The sequence below is a fragment of the Streptomyces sp. ISL-36 genome, from assembly GCF_018614205.1.
Lineage (GTDB): Bacteria > Actinomycetota > Actinomycetes > Streptomycetales > Streptomycetaceae > Streptomyces.
Genome location: NZ_JAGGOS010000022.1, coordinates 1 through 13,529 on the forward strand (window position 1 = coordinate 1; position 13,529 = coordinate 13,529).

The window sequence follows — 13,529 nt, forward strand, 5'->3', positions numbered from 1 at the left end:
GGTGCGGGGCGCGGGGTGCGGGGCGCCGGGCGCGGGGGCGCCGATCCGCGCCGGTCCTGGCTGTCCGGGGCCGCCGGTCCGCGCCGGTCCTGGATGTCCGGGGCGCCGGTCCGTCGGCGTCTACGTCGATGGGTCGGCGGTCCGGCGGGCGGGGCCTCTGGTCTGGGTCAGGGCCGCGCCGGCGAGGACGATCGCGGCGCCGACGGGGGTGTTCCAGCTGAGCTGCTCGCCCAGGAGGGCGACACCCGCCGCCGTGGCGATCACCGGGATGAAGTACGTGACCATCGCCGCCGTCGTGGGGCCGACCTCGGCGACCACACCGTACTGGAGCAGCATCGCGTACCCCGTGCCCAGCGCCCCGAGCGCGATCACGGCGAGCAGCGGAACGAGCTCGACCGAGGACGGCAGGGAGGTGAACAGCGGCGTCACCAACGCCAGTTGCAGCGTCCCGAGACCCACCTGGGAGCCCGCGAGGGAGAGGTGCGAGGCGCCCGTGCCGGTCAGGGTGCGGCGGACGTAGATCCAGCCCACCGCGTAGCTGAAGGAGGCGAGCAGGGCCATCGCCGTGCCGGTGACGTCGAGCCCCGAGAAACCCTGCCAGGCGCCGAGCACGGTCAGTACGCCGACGAATCCGATGCCCAGGCCCGCCGCGCGCACGCGGGTCGGACGGTCCTCGGAGAGCGCGACGAGCGAGAGCACCATGCCCCACAGGGGCGTCGTGGCGTTGCAGATGCCCGCGAGCGTCGAGGGGATGGTCAGCTCGGAGTACGCGAAGAGCGAGAACGGCAAGGCGTTGAGCAGGAACGCCGCGACCGCGAGGTGGGCCCAGGTGCGGACACCCCGCGGCAGCCGTTCGCGCTTGACCACCATGGCGACGGCCAGCACCGCCGTACCGAACAGGAGGCGGCCGAAGGTCACCTGGAACGGCGCGAACCCTTCCGTGCCGACCTTGATGAGGAGGAAGCTGAAGCCCCAGATGAGGGCCAGAACACCGAAGCGGATCCGCCAGTCGAGCGCGCGGCGGCCGCGTGCGGCGGGAGGGGTGACGGAGGGGACGGTCGGCAGGGCCCTGGACGGGGCGGCGGTGCTCATGCCCTTCAGGTTGACGGCTCCCATCTCGTAGAACAAGCGACATTAAATGGAGCTGTTCCCTTAGTATCGCTTACATGTTGAACCTGGAGCGCCTGCGCACCCTCGACGCCGTCGCGCGGCACGGCTCGGTCAGCGGTGCGGCCGACGGACTGCACGTCACCACCTCCGCCGTCTCGCAGCAACTGTCCAAGCTGGAGCGCGAGATCGGCCAGCAACTGCTCGCCAAGAACGGCCGGGGTGTGCGGCTCACCGACGCCGGACTCCTCCTGGCCGAGCATGCCGCGCGCATCCTCTCCCAGGTCGAGCTCGCCCAGGCGGACATCGAGGCGCAGCGCGGCCAGGTGGTGGGCGAGGTGAGGATCGCGGCCTTTCCCACGGCCGCGCGCGGGCTGCTCCCCGGTGCCCTCGGCGCCCTGCGCGCCGCCCATCCGGAACTGCGGGTGCGGACGACCGAACTGGAGCCGGAGCGGGGCATCAGGGAGGTGTTGCGGGGAGACGCGGATCTCGCGATCGTCCTGGACTGGAGCAACAAGCGGGCGCCGGTGCCGGGCGGCTTGGAGCGGGCCCACCTCCTCGACGACGCCGCGGACGTCGCCATGCCCGCCGATCACCCGCTGGCCGGGCACGACGAGGTGGACCTGGTGGACTTCGGCGACGAGGAGTGGGTCTCCTGGCCGGAGGGGGAGTTCTGTCACGACTGGCTGATGTTCACCCTGCGCTCGCAGGGCATCGAGCCGCGCATCGCCCATCTCGCCGGTGAGCACCACACCCAGCTCGCGCTGATCGCGGCCGGGCTCGGCGTCTGCGTCACCCCTCGGCTCGGCCGGGGACCGGCCCTGGAAGGGATCGCCTTCGTGCCCGTACGGCAGAAGGTGCGGCGGCACATCTACGCGACCTGGCGCACCGACGCCGACCGGAGGCCGTCCATCCGGGCGGCGGTCGAGGCGCTGCGCGGCGTGGGGGAGTCCCTGAGCAGCTGAGCAGCTGAGCAGCTGAGCAGTAGAGCAGCAGAGCGGCTGAGGAGCGGATGGCTGGGCGCGCCGGGCGGGCTGAGCGGCTGAGGAGCTGAGGAGCGGAGGAGCGGACGGCTGAGCAGCGGGGTGCGTCGGCGCGGCGGCCGGCCAGCGCTCAGTCGCCCAGCCCGGCCGGCGCGGCCAGCTTGCGGAAGTCCCAGGAGACGATCGCGTCCGGCGTCAGCTTCAGCCAGGCGTGCCGGCCGTCGTGCGGCATCGCGTCGAGGCCGAAGTTCTTCGCGGCGAAGAGGCGTTCGGGGGCGTCGAGTTCGGGGCAGGGCTCACCGATGCGCGGGGCCTCGCCGACGAAGACCGCGGTGCCCGACAGCTCGGCGCCGCGCAACTCTCCGTACTCCTCCCCGGCGTCCACCACCACGGCGATCCGCGGGTCGGCACGCAGCTGCGCCCAGCGGCGGCTCCGGGTGATCGAGTAGAGCCAGAGCGAGGTCCCGTCCCAGGCGAACCAGAGCGCGCCGACGTGGGGGCGGCCGTCGGCGGAGACGGTCGCGACCCGGCAGGTGCGCTGCTCGGTGAGGAAGGTGTCCAGCTCGGCCGGGGTCATCATGATCCGGCGCCCACGGCGCTGTGTGACGGTCATCGCCCGCACCCTTCTACGATTCTGATGGTGTGTCAGGAATCATGGGGGCTCTTCCCGCCCGGGGCAAGGGCGGCCACCCTCGCCCGCCGGAGTCGGAGGGCGAGCCCGGTGAGCGGGCCCGGAGAGCGAGTCCGGTGAGCGAGCGCGGTGAAGGAGTACTGACGAGGCGCGCCGACAAGGCGGGCGAAGCGGACGAGGGGGGATCATGACCACGACGAGTCGGTGGGAACGGCTCCAGGAGCAGCTCGACCCGGTCGGCACGGTGCTGCTCACCGTCGAATGCCAGGAGGGGGTCGTCGGCCGCGACAGCGCCCTGCCCGAACTGGCCGCCGAAGCCCGTTCGTCCGGCGCCCTGCGTAACGTCGCCCGGCTGGTCGCGGCCGCGCACGAGGCCGATGTGCAGGTGCTGCACGCGGTCGCCGAACGGCGGCCCGACGGGCGCGGCGCCAACAGCAACGCCCGGCTGTTCCGTGCCGCGGCCCGGCTCCCGGTGCAGCAGCACAGCGGCAGCGCGGCGGTACGGATCGCCGAGCCCATAGAGGTCGCGGACCAGGACCTGGTCGTACGGCGGCTGCACGGTCTTTCGCCCCTCGCCGGAACCGACGTCGACCCGCTGCTGCGGAACCTCGGCTGCCGCACCCTCGTCGTCACCGGCGTCTCGGCCAACGTCGCCGTCCCGAACGCGGTCTTCGACGCGGTCAACCTCGGCTACACCGTCGTCGTGCCGAGCGACGCCATCGCGGGGGTGCCTGCCGACTACACCCCCGCGATGATCCGCCACACGCTCGCGCTCGTCTCCACCGTCGCCACCACCGAGGAGGTGCTGGGCTGCTGGAAGCGACCGCGGCGCGTCACGCGAGCGTGATCGACTCCCCGTCGACCTTGATCGGGGTGGGCGGCAGGGGAGCAGTGGCGGGGCCGCCCTTCACGCTGCCGTCCGATGCGTCGAAGAGGCTCTGGTGGCAGGGGCAGGTGATGACCCCGTCGCTGACTCCGCTGACGGCGCAGCCCTGGTGGGTGCACTTGGACGAGAACGCCTTGAACTGGCCCGCCGTCGGCTGGGTGATCACCACGCCCTGATCGGCCAGCACCTTGCCGCCGCCCACCGGGATGTCCGCGGTCCTGGCGAGCGCCGTGCCCGCCTCGGGCGCGTCGCCGGCGCCGTCCGTCTTGCCCTCCGAGCCGGCGCCGCAGGCGGCGAGGACCGCCACCAGACCCGCGCCGCCCGCCGCCGAGACCACCGTCCGGCGTGCCACTTCACTCATCGCGCTCCCCTTGAGGTTTCGGCCGCATCGACCCGACCACTGTGTCAGGAGGAAGTACGAACCGCGGGCGCGAAACGTTCAGGCGCGCCAGGAATCCTGATCCGCGCCTCCGCGCGTCCGCGCCTCCGCGTCTCCGCGTCTCCGCCCCGAGCTCCGGTGCGGCCGCCCCGCTGCTCCCCTGCTCTCCTGCGGCGCGGCGGCGCGGGCGACCCGCGTGTCATCACTCCGCGCGGGTGCCTTCCGGCGTGTGCCGGTCGCCCCTCGCGGCACGCTCGGCCGCGGAGAGGATCGCCTCGACGGTCGTGTCGTAGATCGCCTTCCGGCCGACGCCGCTCAGCTCGTCGATATGGGCCAGCGTGGCCGGGTACGTGCCGTGGGGGAGCTGGGCGTAGACACGGGTCCAGGTCGCGTCGTCCTTCGCCCGGAGCTCGGGTTCGAGCGAGCTGAGCGCGGCGGCGTGCGCGCAGAGCCCGAGGGCGGCGTCCACGAAGGCCCGGTAGAACAGCACGGTTCGGGCGGGGGCCAGGCCCGCCCGCGAGAAGGCGGCCAACTGGAGTTCCACGAGCCGCTGTTCGGCCGACCCGCCGGTGGTGCGGGCGAACGTCAGCACGGTGATCGCGGGAAAGCGGTTCTGGACGTGCCAGGTGGCCTCGGCGACCCGGCGCAGGGTGTCCTGCCAGGACTCCTCCTCGGGCACCTCCCCGATCTCTTCGAGGATGGCTTCGATGGTCCGTTCGCAGACGGCGAGCAGCAGTTCGTCCTTGTCGCGGAAGAGCCGGTAGAGCGCGGTCACATCGAGGTCGAGCTCCTGGGCGAGCCTGCGCATCGTGAGGCCGGCGACCCCCTCCCGCTTGGCGAGCTCGAACGCCATGCTCACGGCGGCCTCCTGCCGCAGGCTCCGGAGCTCCCGCCGGCTGGGCTGCCTGGCGGCGCCGCTCTCCGACCGCGCCGATGGTGCGGTCGCCGTCTTCTTCGCCATGCGTCTCCTCGGTCGGGCCTGCCGGAGAAGGACCCTACCAACGGGTCGGAAGTCCAATTGCCAACACCGTTGACAACAGCGTTTCGGATCGGGTTCTGTGTCCCGGGTCACGCCGCCGGGGCCGGTCCCCACCCGCAAGCCCGGCGCCGTACCCCCGAAGACAGGAGCCCCATGAGCCGGCATCTACGCCTCGCCCTCGTCCAGACACCCGAGGAGACCTTCGAGCGGTTCGCCGAGGGCCTGCGTCTGCGCATGAAGTCGCCCAACGCCGCGGACCTCGTCGTCTATCCCGAGGCGCACCTCTACTCCCTCAGTGGAGTCGATGTCCACCGAGGAGGTGTACGAGGCCTACGCGGAGCCGCTGGACGGTCCGCGCGGGAAGGCACTCGGTGAACTGGCCCGTGAGCTCGGGATCTGGCTCGTCCCGGGGACCGTCCTCGAGCGGGCGGCGGACGGCAGTGTCTACAACACCGCCGTCGTCTACGACCCGCTGGGGGAACTGGTCGCGAGCTACCGGAAGATCTTCACCTGGCGCCCCTACGAGCCGGTGTGCGTCGGCCGTGACTTCGTCGTCTTCGACATGCCCGGCCACGGCAGGGTCGGTCTCTCCATCTGCTACGCCAGCTGGTATCCGGAGGTCACCCGGCACCTGGCGTGGATGGGCGCCGAACTGGTGATCAATGTGGTCCAGACCCCGACGGCCGGCCGGGCGCAGGAGATACCGCTCAACCAGGCCAACGCGATCGTCAACCAGATCTGGGTGGCCAGCGTGAACGGCGCCGGCACCGTCGGCCGGCCCGGGCCGGCCGGTCAGGCCAGTCGGCGGTGCGACTGCAGGAGCGCCGTGCCCAGCGCGGTGGCGACGTGCAGAACCGCTTTGCCCTGCCGGCTCGTGGTGATCAGATTCGCCTTGCGCAGCACCGCCGTGTGGTGGCTCGCCGCCGCGAGCGAGATGTCGAGGCGGCGGGCCAGCTCCGTCGTGTTGCACCCGTCGGCGGTCGCGCGGAGCGCCGCGGCCCTGGTGCGTCCCAGCAGCTCGCCCAGCGACTCCTCGCCGTCCTCCCGTCCGTCCCACAGCGCGTTCCCGACGGCGGTGTCGCCGACGGTCGGGACGGCGAGGACCGGGGCCCGGTCGGGCTCCAGAGGCGAGTGCAGGAGCTCCACCTGCTGCGAGGAGAACATCGTCGGTGCGATGAGGAGACCGCGGCCGCCCAGGTGGACGTCCTCGTCACGGGGGTGGCGTACCTCCAGGACGGGTGCCCGCCAGCGCACCAGCGGGCGGCACAGATCGGCGAGGAGGCGTTCCACTCCGTCCTCGGCCCAGTCCCGCGCGTACGCGGACCGGATCGCGTCGAGGTGGGAGCGTATCTGGGCGGCGAACGGGGCCACGGTGACGCGGTGGCAGGCACGCAGGGCGGCGACCACCTGGAGCCGGGCGTCCCGGTCGCCGTCCGCCAGCAGCCGTGCCCAGGCCCGGTCCGCCGGACGGAAGTCGACGGCGGCCAGCTCGATCCGCATCAGCGCGCGCGGCGCGCTCAGGAAGGTGTCCGCAGCCTCCTCGATGCAGGAGGAGAACCCCGCGAGGCTCGCGATGTCCACCCCGGCACCCCGGGGCGGCATGAGCGCCGCCAACGGCCGCGCCCGTTCGCCGAGCCGCCCCGGCAACGCCGCCCGCCAGCGGCGGAAGGCAAGGCTGTCGTCCCGCTCGTTGAGAAGTCTGAAGCTGTCGGACGTCTCGGCCGCCGCGCCGATCGTCGGGACCACCCTGGTCCGCGCCAGGTCGTCAGCCGTGAAGTGGATCCGTTTCACCGAGCGTCCCCGTCCCGCGACGTACACGCGTACCGCAGATCAGTCTCGGCCGCGCGGACGACCCCCTACAACGCTGTTTCCGGACACCTCACGGCGGAGGACCGGCGGCCGGACGCCCCAGGGCGGCCACGGTGGTGCGCGGGTGGGGCCTGGAGTGCAGCCTGCCGTGCGGGGGCCGCCTGCCGGTCGGCGTCTTCGGCGAGCCTGCGCGCCTGAGGGCAGCTCCGTCTCGCGGGGCCACGGGGACCCGTCGCCCCGCCTCGGCGCCGGGCGCAACTTCGCCGACGCCGACGGTCACTCCTTGTCCGGCGCTTCTTGGCGGCCCTCGGCGAGAGGACGTACACCGGCGTCGGCGTCCGCCGCGTCGGCGACGGCCTCCGCGGCGGCTTCCGCGGCCCGAGCCGCATCGTCGGCGGCCTGCGCGGCCGCCCTGTCCTCCGCGGACGTCTCGCGGGTGGCCGGCGACTGGGGAAGCACCTCGCTGAAGGCGCGGGACACCCCCTGCAGTGCCGAGGTGACCTCACTGGGAATGACCCAGAACGTACTGCCGGACCCCTGGGCGAGCGCCGGCAGCATCTGCATGTACTGGTAGGCGAGCAGCTTGGGGTCGGGGTCGTTGCGGTGCACGGCCTGGAACACCTCGTCTATGGCGCGGGACTGCCCTTCGGCCTTGAGGATCTCGGCGGTGCGGTTGCCCTCCGCTCGCAGGACAGCGGACTGCTTGTCGCCCTCGGCGGTGAGAATCTGCGACTGCCGTTGCCCCTCGGCCCCCAGAATCGCCGCCCGCTTGTCGCGCTCGGCACGCATCTGCTTCTCCATCGCGTCCTTGATGGACTGCGGAGGGTCGATGGCCTTGATCTCCACGCGATTGACTCTCAGCCCCCACTTGCCGGTGGCCTCGTCCAGTACGCCACGAAGCTGGTTGTTGATGGTGTCACGCGAGGTAAGGGTCTTCTCCAGGTCCATCGACCCCACGACATTGCGCAACGTGGTCACGGTGAGCTGTTCGACCCCCTGCAGGAAATCGGCGATCTCGTAGGCAGCCGCTCGTGGATCCGTGACCTGGAAGTACAGGACGGTGTCGATCTCGACGACCAGGTTGTCCTCGGTGATGACCGGTTGCGGTTTGAACGAGACGACCTGTTCCCTCAGGTCGATCACCGGATAGACACGGTCGATGTAGGGGATGACGAGGTTGAGACCTGGGGTGAGCGTGCGACGGTAGCGGCCGAGCCGTTCGACATTGCGCGCACGCGCTTGAGGCACGATGCGTACCGCGCGTACCACGGTGAAAACGGCGATAAGCGCGACGATCACGCCCGCCACGAGCAACGCCGAGATCTCCATAGCTCACTCCCGGGGATAGACGAGGGCGGTGGCGCCACTGATTTCCACGACGTCGACGGTCGTTCCCGCAGGGATGACCAGCGTCTCGTCATAGGCACGGGCCGTCCACTCCTCGCCCCCGATGCGGACTCTCCCTCCCATGCCCGTCACTTCCGAGACGACATAGGCGGCCTTGCCGACCAGGGCTTCCACGCCGAAGCGCTGTGTCTGGGGTTTGCGCAGGTGGCGCACCGCGACAGGACGTACGACGAGCAGGCCCGCTACGGCGATGGCGGTGAACGACAAGAACTGCAAGGGGAGGGGAGCTCCCGCCGCCGCGGCCGCCGCCGCGGTCAACGCGGCCACGCCCAGCAGTCCGAGCGCGGCGGTGAGAGTGAAGATCTCCGCTACTGCCAGCGCCCCTGCGGCGAACAGCCACAGCAGCCATGCGTCCATCGCGCCCTCCTGGCGCTACGGCTTCGCGGTGGCCCCAAAGCGGCCAATGCGCCTTTTGTGAGTATTTTACCGTCCACTCGCCGTCGAGGCCTTTCCTCGTTCGCCCGGGATCGCGGCTGTCGCACGGAGTGGTGGGGCCGACCGGGGCAGCGATGACGACGACCCTGGGCGGGAATCGAGGCCGGCGTCCCGGCCGTCAGCGGCCGCTGTTCGCGGTGTCGGCCTGGTAGATGTCGGGGATGCCGTCGGCATCCTCGTCGCGCTCCTCTTCCTCGTACAGGCGCCGGTAGACGCGGTTGCGGCGGCGCAGCAGTACGGCGGCGAGGGTGGCGGCGATGAGGGAGCCGACGAGGACGGCGGCCTTGATGTGTTCCGCCTCGATCGCGTCCGGGAAGGCGAGTTCGCCGACGAGGAGGGCGACGGTGAAGCCGATCCCGGCGAGGGTGGCGAGGCCGAGGACGTCGGCCCAGGCGAGGTCGGGGTTGAGCTGCGCGCGGGTGAAGCGGGCGGCGAGGTACGTACCGAGGAAGATGCCGAGGATCTTGCCCAGGACCAGCCCGATGAGCACTGCGAGCGGTTCGGGGTCGGTGAAGACATGGCCCAGGGCGCTGCCGGAGACGCTGACTCCGGCGGCGAACAGCGCGAAGAGGGGGACGGCGACGCCGGCGGAGAAGGGGTGGACGCGATGGGACACACGGGCGGCCGGTGAGGTTTTCTTCCCCTTGTCGCGGGTGGTGCGCAGGATCAGGCCCATGGCGACGCCGGCGACGGTGGCGTGCACTCCGGAGTTGTACATCAGGGCCCAGGTCGCCAGACCGAGGGGGACGTACCACCACCAGCCGCGGACCCGGAAGCGCTGAAGTGCGTAGAAGACGGCGAGTCCGGCGAAGGCGCCGCCCAGTGCCCAGAAGTTCAGATCGGAGGTGAAGAAGACGGCGATGATGAAAATGGCGCCGAGGTCGTCGACGACCGCGAGGGTGAGCAGGAAGGCCCGCAGCGCGGACGGCAGATGGGTACTGATGACCGCCAGGACCGCGAGCGCGAAGGCGATGTCGGTGGCCATCGGCACCGCCCAACCGCCAAGGCTTCCGCCTCCGGCGGCGGCGGTGAGGGCGTAGAGAGCGGCTGGGACGGCCATTCCGCAGAGGGCTGCGATGACGGGAAGGGCCGCGGTGGCCGGGGTACGCAGCTCGCCGATCACGAGTTCGCGTTTCAGCTCGATGCCCGCGACGAGGAAGAAGACAGCGAGCAGACCATCGGCGGTCCAGTGGGCCACGGACAGGTCGAGACCGAGGGCGGGTATGCCGAAGTGGAAGTCGCGTATGTCGGCATACGCTTCGCTCCATGGGCTGTTTGCCCAGACGAGTGCGACGAGAGCTGCCGCGAGAAGGACCAAGCCACCGACCGTCTCCGTCCGCAGGGCCTCGGAGACGGCCTGGCGTTCCGGCCAGGGCAGCAGTCCGAAGGCGACCTTGCGTGGGCGTGACTGCGTCATGGAAAGGGCCTCCGGGGGACGTCGACGGATGGGCACACGGGCCCTCGGACGCCGACCAGACTTCCCGGCACACCAGCGTCGTGTCCTGACGCGTTGTTCACACCCTAGCGGGTGCTCGGGGAGCCTCACCAGACGTCTCTCACCTGCTGGAAGAGGGTGAAAGGCCCTGCTCCCACCAAGGCGCGGGGTGAGAACAGGGCCCTTCGGAGCCGGGCCGTGGGGCACGGTCAGACGGTGGTCTTCACCGGCTCCTGGTCTTCGTCGTCCTCGGTGTGCAGGCCCGCGTCGCGGTTCCGCACGAAGGCGAGGAAGGAGTTCAGCTCGCGCTTGACGACCGGCGCGAGGAGGTAGAGGCCGATGATGTTGATGACCGCGAGCATGAACAGCACCGCGTCGGCCATGTCGATCAGCGTCTGGAGCGTCAGCAGCGAGCCGGCGACCGCGAAGACGGTGTAGAGCACCTTGTACGTGAACTCGCTGACGCGGCTGCGGCCGAAGAGATGCGTCCACGCCTTGAGTCCGTAGTAGCCCCAGGTGAGCACCGTCGAGACGGCGAAGAGCAGGACCGCGATGGTCAGGATGTACGGGAACCAGGGCAGGACCGTGCCGAAGGCGTCGGAGGTGATCGTGACGCCTCCGATGGATTCACCCGCGCGGGCCTCGGCCCAGCTGGCGGGGTTGGCGATGACGATGGTCAGCGCGGTCATGGTGCAGATGACGACCGTGTCGATGAACGGCTCCAGCAGGGCGACCAGGCCCTCGCTCGCGGGGTGCTTGGTCTTGACCGCCGAGTGCGCGATCGGGGCGGAGCCGAGACCGGCCTCGTTGGAGAACGCGGCCCGCTTGAAGCCGATGATCAGGGCGCCGAGGACACCACCGGCGACACCCTGGGGGTTGAACGCGCCTTCGATGATCGTGGCGATCGCGGAGGGCACGGCGGTGACGTTGACGGCGATGACGACGAGGCAGGCGGCGATGTAGAGGCCGGCCATCGCGGGCACCAGCTTGCTGGTGACGTTGGCGATCGAGCGGATGCCGCCGAGCAGAACGATGCCGACGAGTGCGGCGATCAGGATGCCGAAGAACAGTGCACCGGCCGACGAGCCCATCAGACCGTCCTCGCCGCCGGTCACGGAGACGAGCTGGGCGTAGGACTGGTTGACCTGGAAGAGGTTTCCGCCGAAGAGACCGAAGAACAGGACCATGAAGGAGGCGAGGACGGCGAGGATCTTGCCGAGCGTCTTGCCGTTCTTGCCGAAGCGCTCGGCCAGACCCTTGGGCAGGTAGTGCATGGGGCCACCGGAGACGGTGCCGTCGGCGTGCACCTCGCGGTACTTCACGCCGAGGGTGACCTCGACGAACTTCGTGGCCATGCCGAGCAGGCCGCAGAGGATCATCCAGAAGGTGGCGCCGGGCCCGCCGATCGAGACGGCGACGGCGACACCGGCGATGTTGCCGAGTCCGACCGTTCCGGAGACGGCGGCCGTGAGTGCCTGGAAGTGGTTGACCTCGCCGGCCGACCCCTTCTCGTCGTACTTGCCGCGCACGACGTCGATGGCGAGCCGGAACTTGCGCAGCTGCACGAAGCCGAACCAGCCGGTGAACACGAGGCCGGCCACGACGAGCCAGGCCACGATCAGCGGAAGGTCCGTACCCCCGACGGGGACGGAGTAGAAGACGATGTCACCGAGCCACTTGGCTATGGGCTCGAAGAACCCGCTGACGGCGTCGTCCACGGACTGGGTGAGGGAATCGAGTGACACGGTGGAGTACCTCGAGGGCGCAGGACCGGCGCGCGGGAGGCTGCGCCAGTGAGAGTGCGGGCTTTGTGCGAACGCCGTTGTCCGATCGGCGACCCGAGGCGTCGACGCCCGCGGACTCGGAGCGTGATCGCCTTGGTCGTACTGCCGGTGCGTGCCGGCACTGCGCAGAAGCGGCGAAGGGTGGTGCCACCTGCGAAGTTGCGCATTCCTACCACGACTTCGCCTCGCCTCGGCGTGTTGCACATCACATAACGTACGGTGATCTTCCAAAAGCCCAGCAAGCGTGATGTGTTCGTTATCCGGACAGGGTGTCCGTTCACAGTGCACTTATCTCTGCCGGTCAGCAGCGTACGAAGCTACGCCCATGTTGGTGGCGGCACACGGTGCTGGGTGCCAGGGCCGGCGTCGCGCCTGCGATCACGGCGTCCAGCCCGCCCAGGTGCTCACACCGAAGGCCCGGATCCACCGGTCCGGTCCGTACGCGTGCGGTGCCGGCGCAGTTCGAAGAGGTCGACCGCGGCAGTGGCCGCGTTCAGGGGGAAGGCGAGCGTCTCGGCGACCACGGTCGTGTCGGCGGCTCGGCTGAGCGTCGCCGCCGGCGCGGTGCGGAGCGGCAGTCCGGGCAGGGCCCGGCGCCAACCCGGCAGCGACCGGATCCGCCACACCCGCACGCTGATGACGATGTTGAAGGTCAGGAAGGCGATCGCCCCCAGGGCGAGAAGGAGGAGGGTGAGGTGCATCGTCAGGCGCTCCCGGCAGGCGGAAGTCGGCGCCGACCGGACTCCCCGGCTCACCGCACCGGATCCTGGTCGTCAGGGCAGGTCGGCGAACGTCTCCACGGCCCTGGTCTTGCCGGTGACGACGAGGATGTCGCCCTCTCGACGATGGTGTCGGCGGGCGGGTTCGGTGGAGTCCGCCACGACGGCGTGGGTGAGGCCGTCGCTGTACTTCTGGACCAGGCGGGCGTCGGTGTCGATGCCCAGAGCCTCCCAGCCCCGGCGCATCAGTTCGTTCGCGAGCGAGCTGCCGAGCCGGCCCAGGCCGATGACGGCGACGCGCTGATCGCCGGAAGGCCGGTGTTCGACGGTGAGCCGCTGACGGCGGCGCTTGCGCAGGTTGTGAAGGTGGTCAGCCAATGACGGGTCGCTCCTCGCGCAGTTCGTAGTGTCGCGTGCGTTCGCGCAGCGCGAGCGCGGAGACCAGGGTGATCGGGCCGATGCGGCCGATGAACATCAAGGCGACCAGGATGAGCTGCCCGACGGCGGGCAGGTCGGCGGTGATGCCGGTCGACAGTCCCACGGTCGCGAAGGCCGAAACGGCCTCGAAGAGCACCGCTTCGAACGACGCCTCAATGACGGACAGGAGAGCAGCGTGGCGGTCATGACCACCCCGACGCCGAGCAGCGCAACCGTCAGCGCCTGACGCAGCGCATGGGGCGCCAGGCGGCGGCCCAGCACAGAGGAGTTCGGCTCGCCGCGTACCTCGGCGAGGATCGCCGCGGCGAGGACGGCGAAGGTGGTGACCTTGATACCGTCGGCGGTTCCGGCACTGGCGCCGCCGATGAGGTCTCCGTGCTCGGCTTCGCGCGCTCACAGAACGCCACCAGCCACCAGGTCCGCTTGCCCGCCGGTCGGGAGGTGCATCGGGAGGTATATGACGGCACGACCCGGGAACCCAGAGGGATGAACGGGGTACTCAACCGCCCCCTTCCTCAGGAGGGAAGCGACCTGCCG

General features: G+C 70.7%; 15 protein-coding genes and 1 pseudogene. 4 read left to right on the plus strand and 12 right to left on the minus strand.

What is annotated here, in order from left to right:
* Positions 1–120: 120 nt before the first annotated feature.
* Positions 121–1,092: a DMT family transporter gene (locus J7E93_RS06045; protein WP_215066215.1), complete on the minus strand. Its 972-nt coding sequence runs from the start codon at positions 1,090–1,092 to the stop codon at positions 121–123.
* A 74-nt stretch (positions 1,093–1,166) separates the two neighbouring features.
* On the opposite strand from J7E93_RS06045, the gene J7E93_RS06050 reads away from it, so the two are divergent.
* Positions 1,167–2,072, plus strand: a complete 906-nt coding sequence (locus J7E93_RS06050) for a LysR substrate-binding domain-containing protein (protein ID WP_215066216.1) — start codon at positions 1,167–1,169, stop codon at positions 2,070–2,072.
* 148 nt (positions 2,073–2,220) lie between these two features.
* On the opposite strand, the gene J7E93_RS06055 is transcribed toward J7E93_RS06050, so the two are convergent.
* Positions 2,221–2,703, minus strand: a complete 483-nt coding sequence (locus tag J7E93_RS06055) for a pyridoxamine 5'-phosphate oxidase family protein (protein WP_215066217.1) — start codon at positions 2,701–2,703, stop codon at positions 2,221–2,223.
* Positions 2,704–2,908: 205 nt separating this feature from the next.
* Here J7E93_RS06055 and J7E93_RS06060 point away from each other — a divergent pair, with 205 nt between their 5' ends.
* Positions 2,909–3,568, plus strand: coding sequence for a cysteine hydrolase (locus J7E93_RS06060; RefSeq protein ID WP_215066218.1), 660 nt, complete (start codon positions 2,909–2,911; stop codon positions 3,566–3,568).
* On the opposite strand, the gene J7E93_RS06065 is transcribed toward J7E93_RS06060, so the two are convergent.
* Positions 3,555–3,968: a Rieske (2Fe-2S) protein gene (locus J7E93_RS06065; RefSeq protein WP_215066219.1), complete on the minus strand. Its 414-nt coding sequence runs from the start codon at positions 3,966–3,968 to the stop codon at positions 3,555–3,557. The two genes, J7E93_RS06060 and J7E93_RS06065, sit on opposite strands and share 14 nt — an antisense overlap.
* A gap of 220 nt (positions 3,969–4,188) precedes the next feature.
* On the minus strand, positions 4,189–4,947 hold the full coding sequence (locus J7E93_RS06070) for a TetR/AcrR family transcriptional regulator (RefSeq protein WP_215066220.1): 759 nt from the start codon (positions 4,945–4,947) through the stop codon (positions 4,189–4,191).
* 171 nt (positions 4,948–5,118) lie between these two features.
* On the opposite strand from J7E93_RS06070, the gene J7E93_RS36770 reads away from it, so the two are divergent.
* Together J7E93_RS36770 and J7E93_RS06075 are read left to right on the plus strand one after the other, a co-directional pair.
* Positions 5,119–5,340 carry a hypothetical protein gene (locus J7E93_RS36770; RefSeq protein ID WP_251066121.1) on the plus strand — a complete coding sequence of 74 codons (222 nt, stop codon included), beginning with the start codon at positions 5,119–5,121 and terminating at the stop codon, positions 5,338–5,340.
* Positions 5,270–5,674, plus strand: a pseudogene (locus J7E93_RS06075) (carbon-nitrogen hydrolase family protein); the annotation flags it as partial. The gene J7E93_RS36770 and the pseudogene J7E93_RS06075, both read left to right, overlap by 71 nt.
* Positions 5,675–5,757: 83 nt before the next feature.
* Here J7E93_RS06075 and J7E93_RS06080 read toward each other — a convergent pair.
* The 8 genes from J7E93_RS06080 to J7E93_RS36775 all read right to left on the minus strand — a co-directional run bounded on the left by J7E93_RS06080 (position 5,758) and on the right by J7E93_RS36775 (position 13,128).
* Entirely contained in the window at positions 5,758–6,756 is a 999-nt protein-coding gene (locus J7E93_RS06080) for a helix-turn-helix transcriptional regulator (protein ID WP_215066221.1), read from the minus strand.
* A 294-nt stretch (positions 6,757–7,050) separates the two neighbouring features.
* The gene (locus J7E93_RS06085) at positions 7,051–8,103 is read right to left on the minus strand and encodes an SPFH domain-containing protein (protein ID WP_215066222.1); all 1,053 of its coding nucleotides are present in this window, start codon (positions 8,101–8,103) and stop codon (positions 7,051–7,053) included.
* Positions 8,104–8,106: 3 nt separating this feature from the next.
* The gene (locus J7E93_RS06090; protein WP_215066223.1) at positions 8,107–8,538 is read right to left on the minus strand and encodes an NfeD family protein; all 432 of its coding nucleotides are present in this window, start codon (positions 8,536–8,538) and stop codon (positions 8,107–8,109) included.
* A 196-nt stretch (positions 8,539–8,734) separates the two neighbouring features.
* Positions 8,735–10,033 (minus strand): Na+/H+ antiporter NhaA, encoded by a 1,299-nt coding sequence (gene nhaA, locus J7E93_RS06095; protein ID WP_215066224.1) that lies wholly within the window; start codon positions 10,031–10,033, stop codon positions 8,735–8,737.
* Between the two features lie 227 nt (positions 10,034–10,260).
* Positions 10,261–11,796 carry a sodium:alanine symporter family protein gene (locus tag J7E93_RS06100; RefSeq protein WP_215066225.1) on the minus strand — a complete coding sequence of 512 codons (1,536 nt, stop codon included), beginning with the start codon at positions 11,794–11,796 and terminating at the stop codon, positions 10,261–10,263.
* Between the two features lie 443 nt (positions 11,797–12,239).
* Positions 12,240–12,536 carry a hypothetical protein gene (locus J7E93_RS06105; RefSeq protein WP_215066226.1) on the minus strand — a complete coding sequence of 99 codons (297 nt, stop codon included), beginning with the start codon at positions 12,534–12,536 and terminating at the stop codon, positions 12,240–12,242.
* Between the two features lie 72 nt (positions 12,537–12,608).
* Complete coding sequence (locus J7E93_RS06110) at positions 12,609–12,932, minus strand: NAD-binding protein (protein ID WP_215066227.1); 324 nt, start codon at positions 12,930–12,932, stop codon at positions 12,609–12,611.
* Positions 12,925–13,128 carry a potassium transporter TrkG gene (locus tag J7E93_RS36775; RefSeq protein WP_308367897.1) on the minus strand — a complete coding sequence of 68 codons (204 nt, stop codon included), beginning with the start codon at positions 13,126–13,128 and terminating at the stop codon, positions 12,925–12,927. Before J7E93_RS36775 ends, J7E93_RS06110 begins: the two co-directional genes overlap by 8 nt.
* Positions 13,129–13,529: the final 401 nt, after the last annotated feature.

Bases quoted from the DNA above. Each gene is read 5' to 3' on its own strand.
- J7E93_RS06045 (WP_215066215.1), bottom strand. From the start codon at position 1,092: ATGAGCACCGCCGCCCCGTCCAGGGCCCTGCCGACCGTCCCCTCCGTC.
- J7E93_RS06050 (WP_215066216.1), top strand. From the start codon at position 1,167: ATGTTGAACCTGGAGCGCCTGCGCACCCTCGACGCCGTCGCGCGGCAC.
- J7E93_RS06055 (WP_215066217.1), bottom strand. From the start codon at position 2,703: ATGACCGTCACACAGCGCCGTGGGCGCCGGATCATGATGACCCCGGCC.
- J7E93_RS06060 (WP_215066218.1), top strand. From the start codon at position 2,909: ATGACCACGACGAGTCGGTGGGAACGGCTCCAGGAGCAGCTCGACCCG.
- J7E93_RS06065 (WP_215066219.1), bottom strand. From the start codon at position 3,968: ATGAGTGAAGTGGCACGCCGGACGGTGGTCTCGGCGGCGGGCGGCGCG.
- J7E93_RS06070 (WP_215066220.1), bottom strand. From the start codon at position 4,947: ATGGCGAAGAAGACGGCGACCGCACCATCGGCGCGGTCGGAGAGCGGC.
- J7E93_RS36770 (WP_251066121.1), top strand. From the start codon at position 5,119: ATGAGCCGGCATCTACGCCTCGCCCTCGTCCAGACACCCGAGGAGACC.
- J7E93_RS06085 (WP_215066222.1), bottom strand. From the start codon at position 8,103: ATGGAGATCTCGGCGTTGCTCGTGGCGGGCGTGATCGTCGCGCTTATC.
- J7E93_RS06090 (WP_215066223.1), bottom strand. From the start codon at position 8,538: ATGGACGCATGGCTGCTGTGGCTGTTCGCCGCAGGGGCGCTGGCAGTA.
- nhaA (WP_215066224.1), bottom strand. From the start codon at position 10,033: ATGACGCAGTCACGCCCACGCAAGGTCGCCTTCGGACTGCTGCCCTGG.
- J7E93_RS06105 (WP_215066226.1), bottom strand. From the start codon at position 12,536: ATGCACCTCACCCTCCTCCTTCTCGCCCTGGGGGCGATCGCCTTCCTG.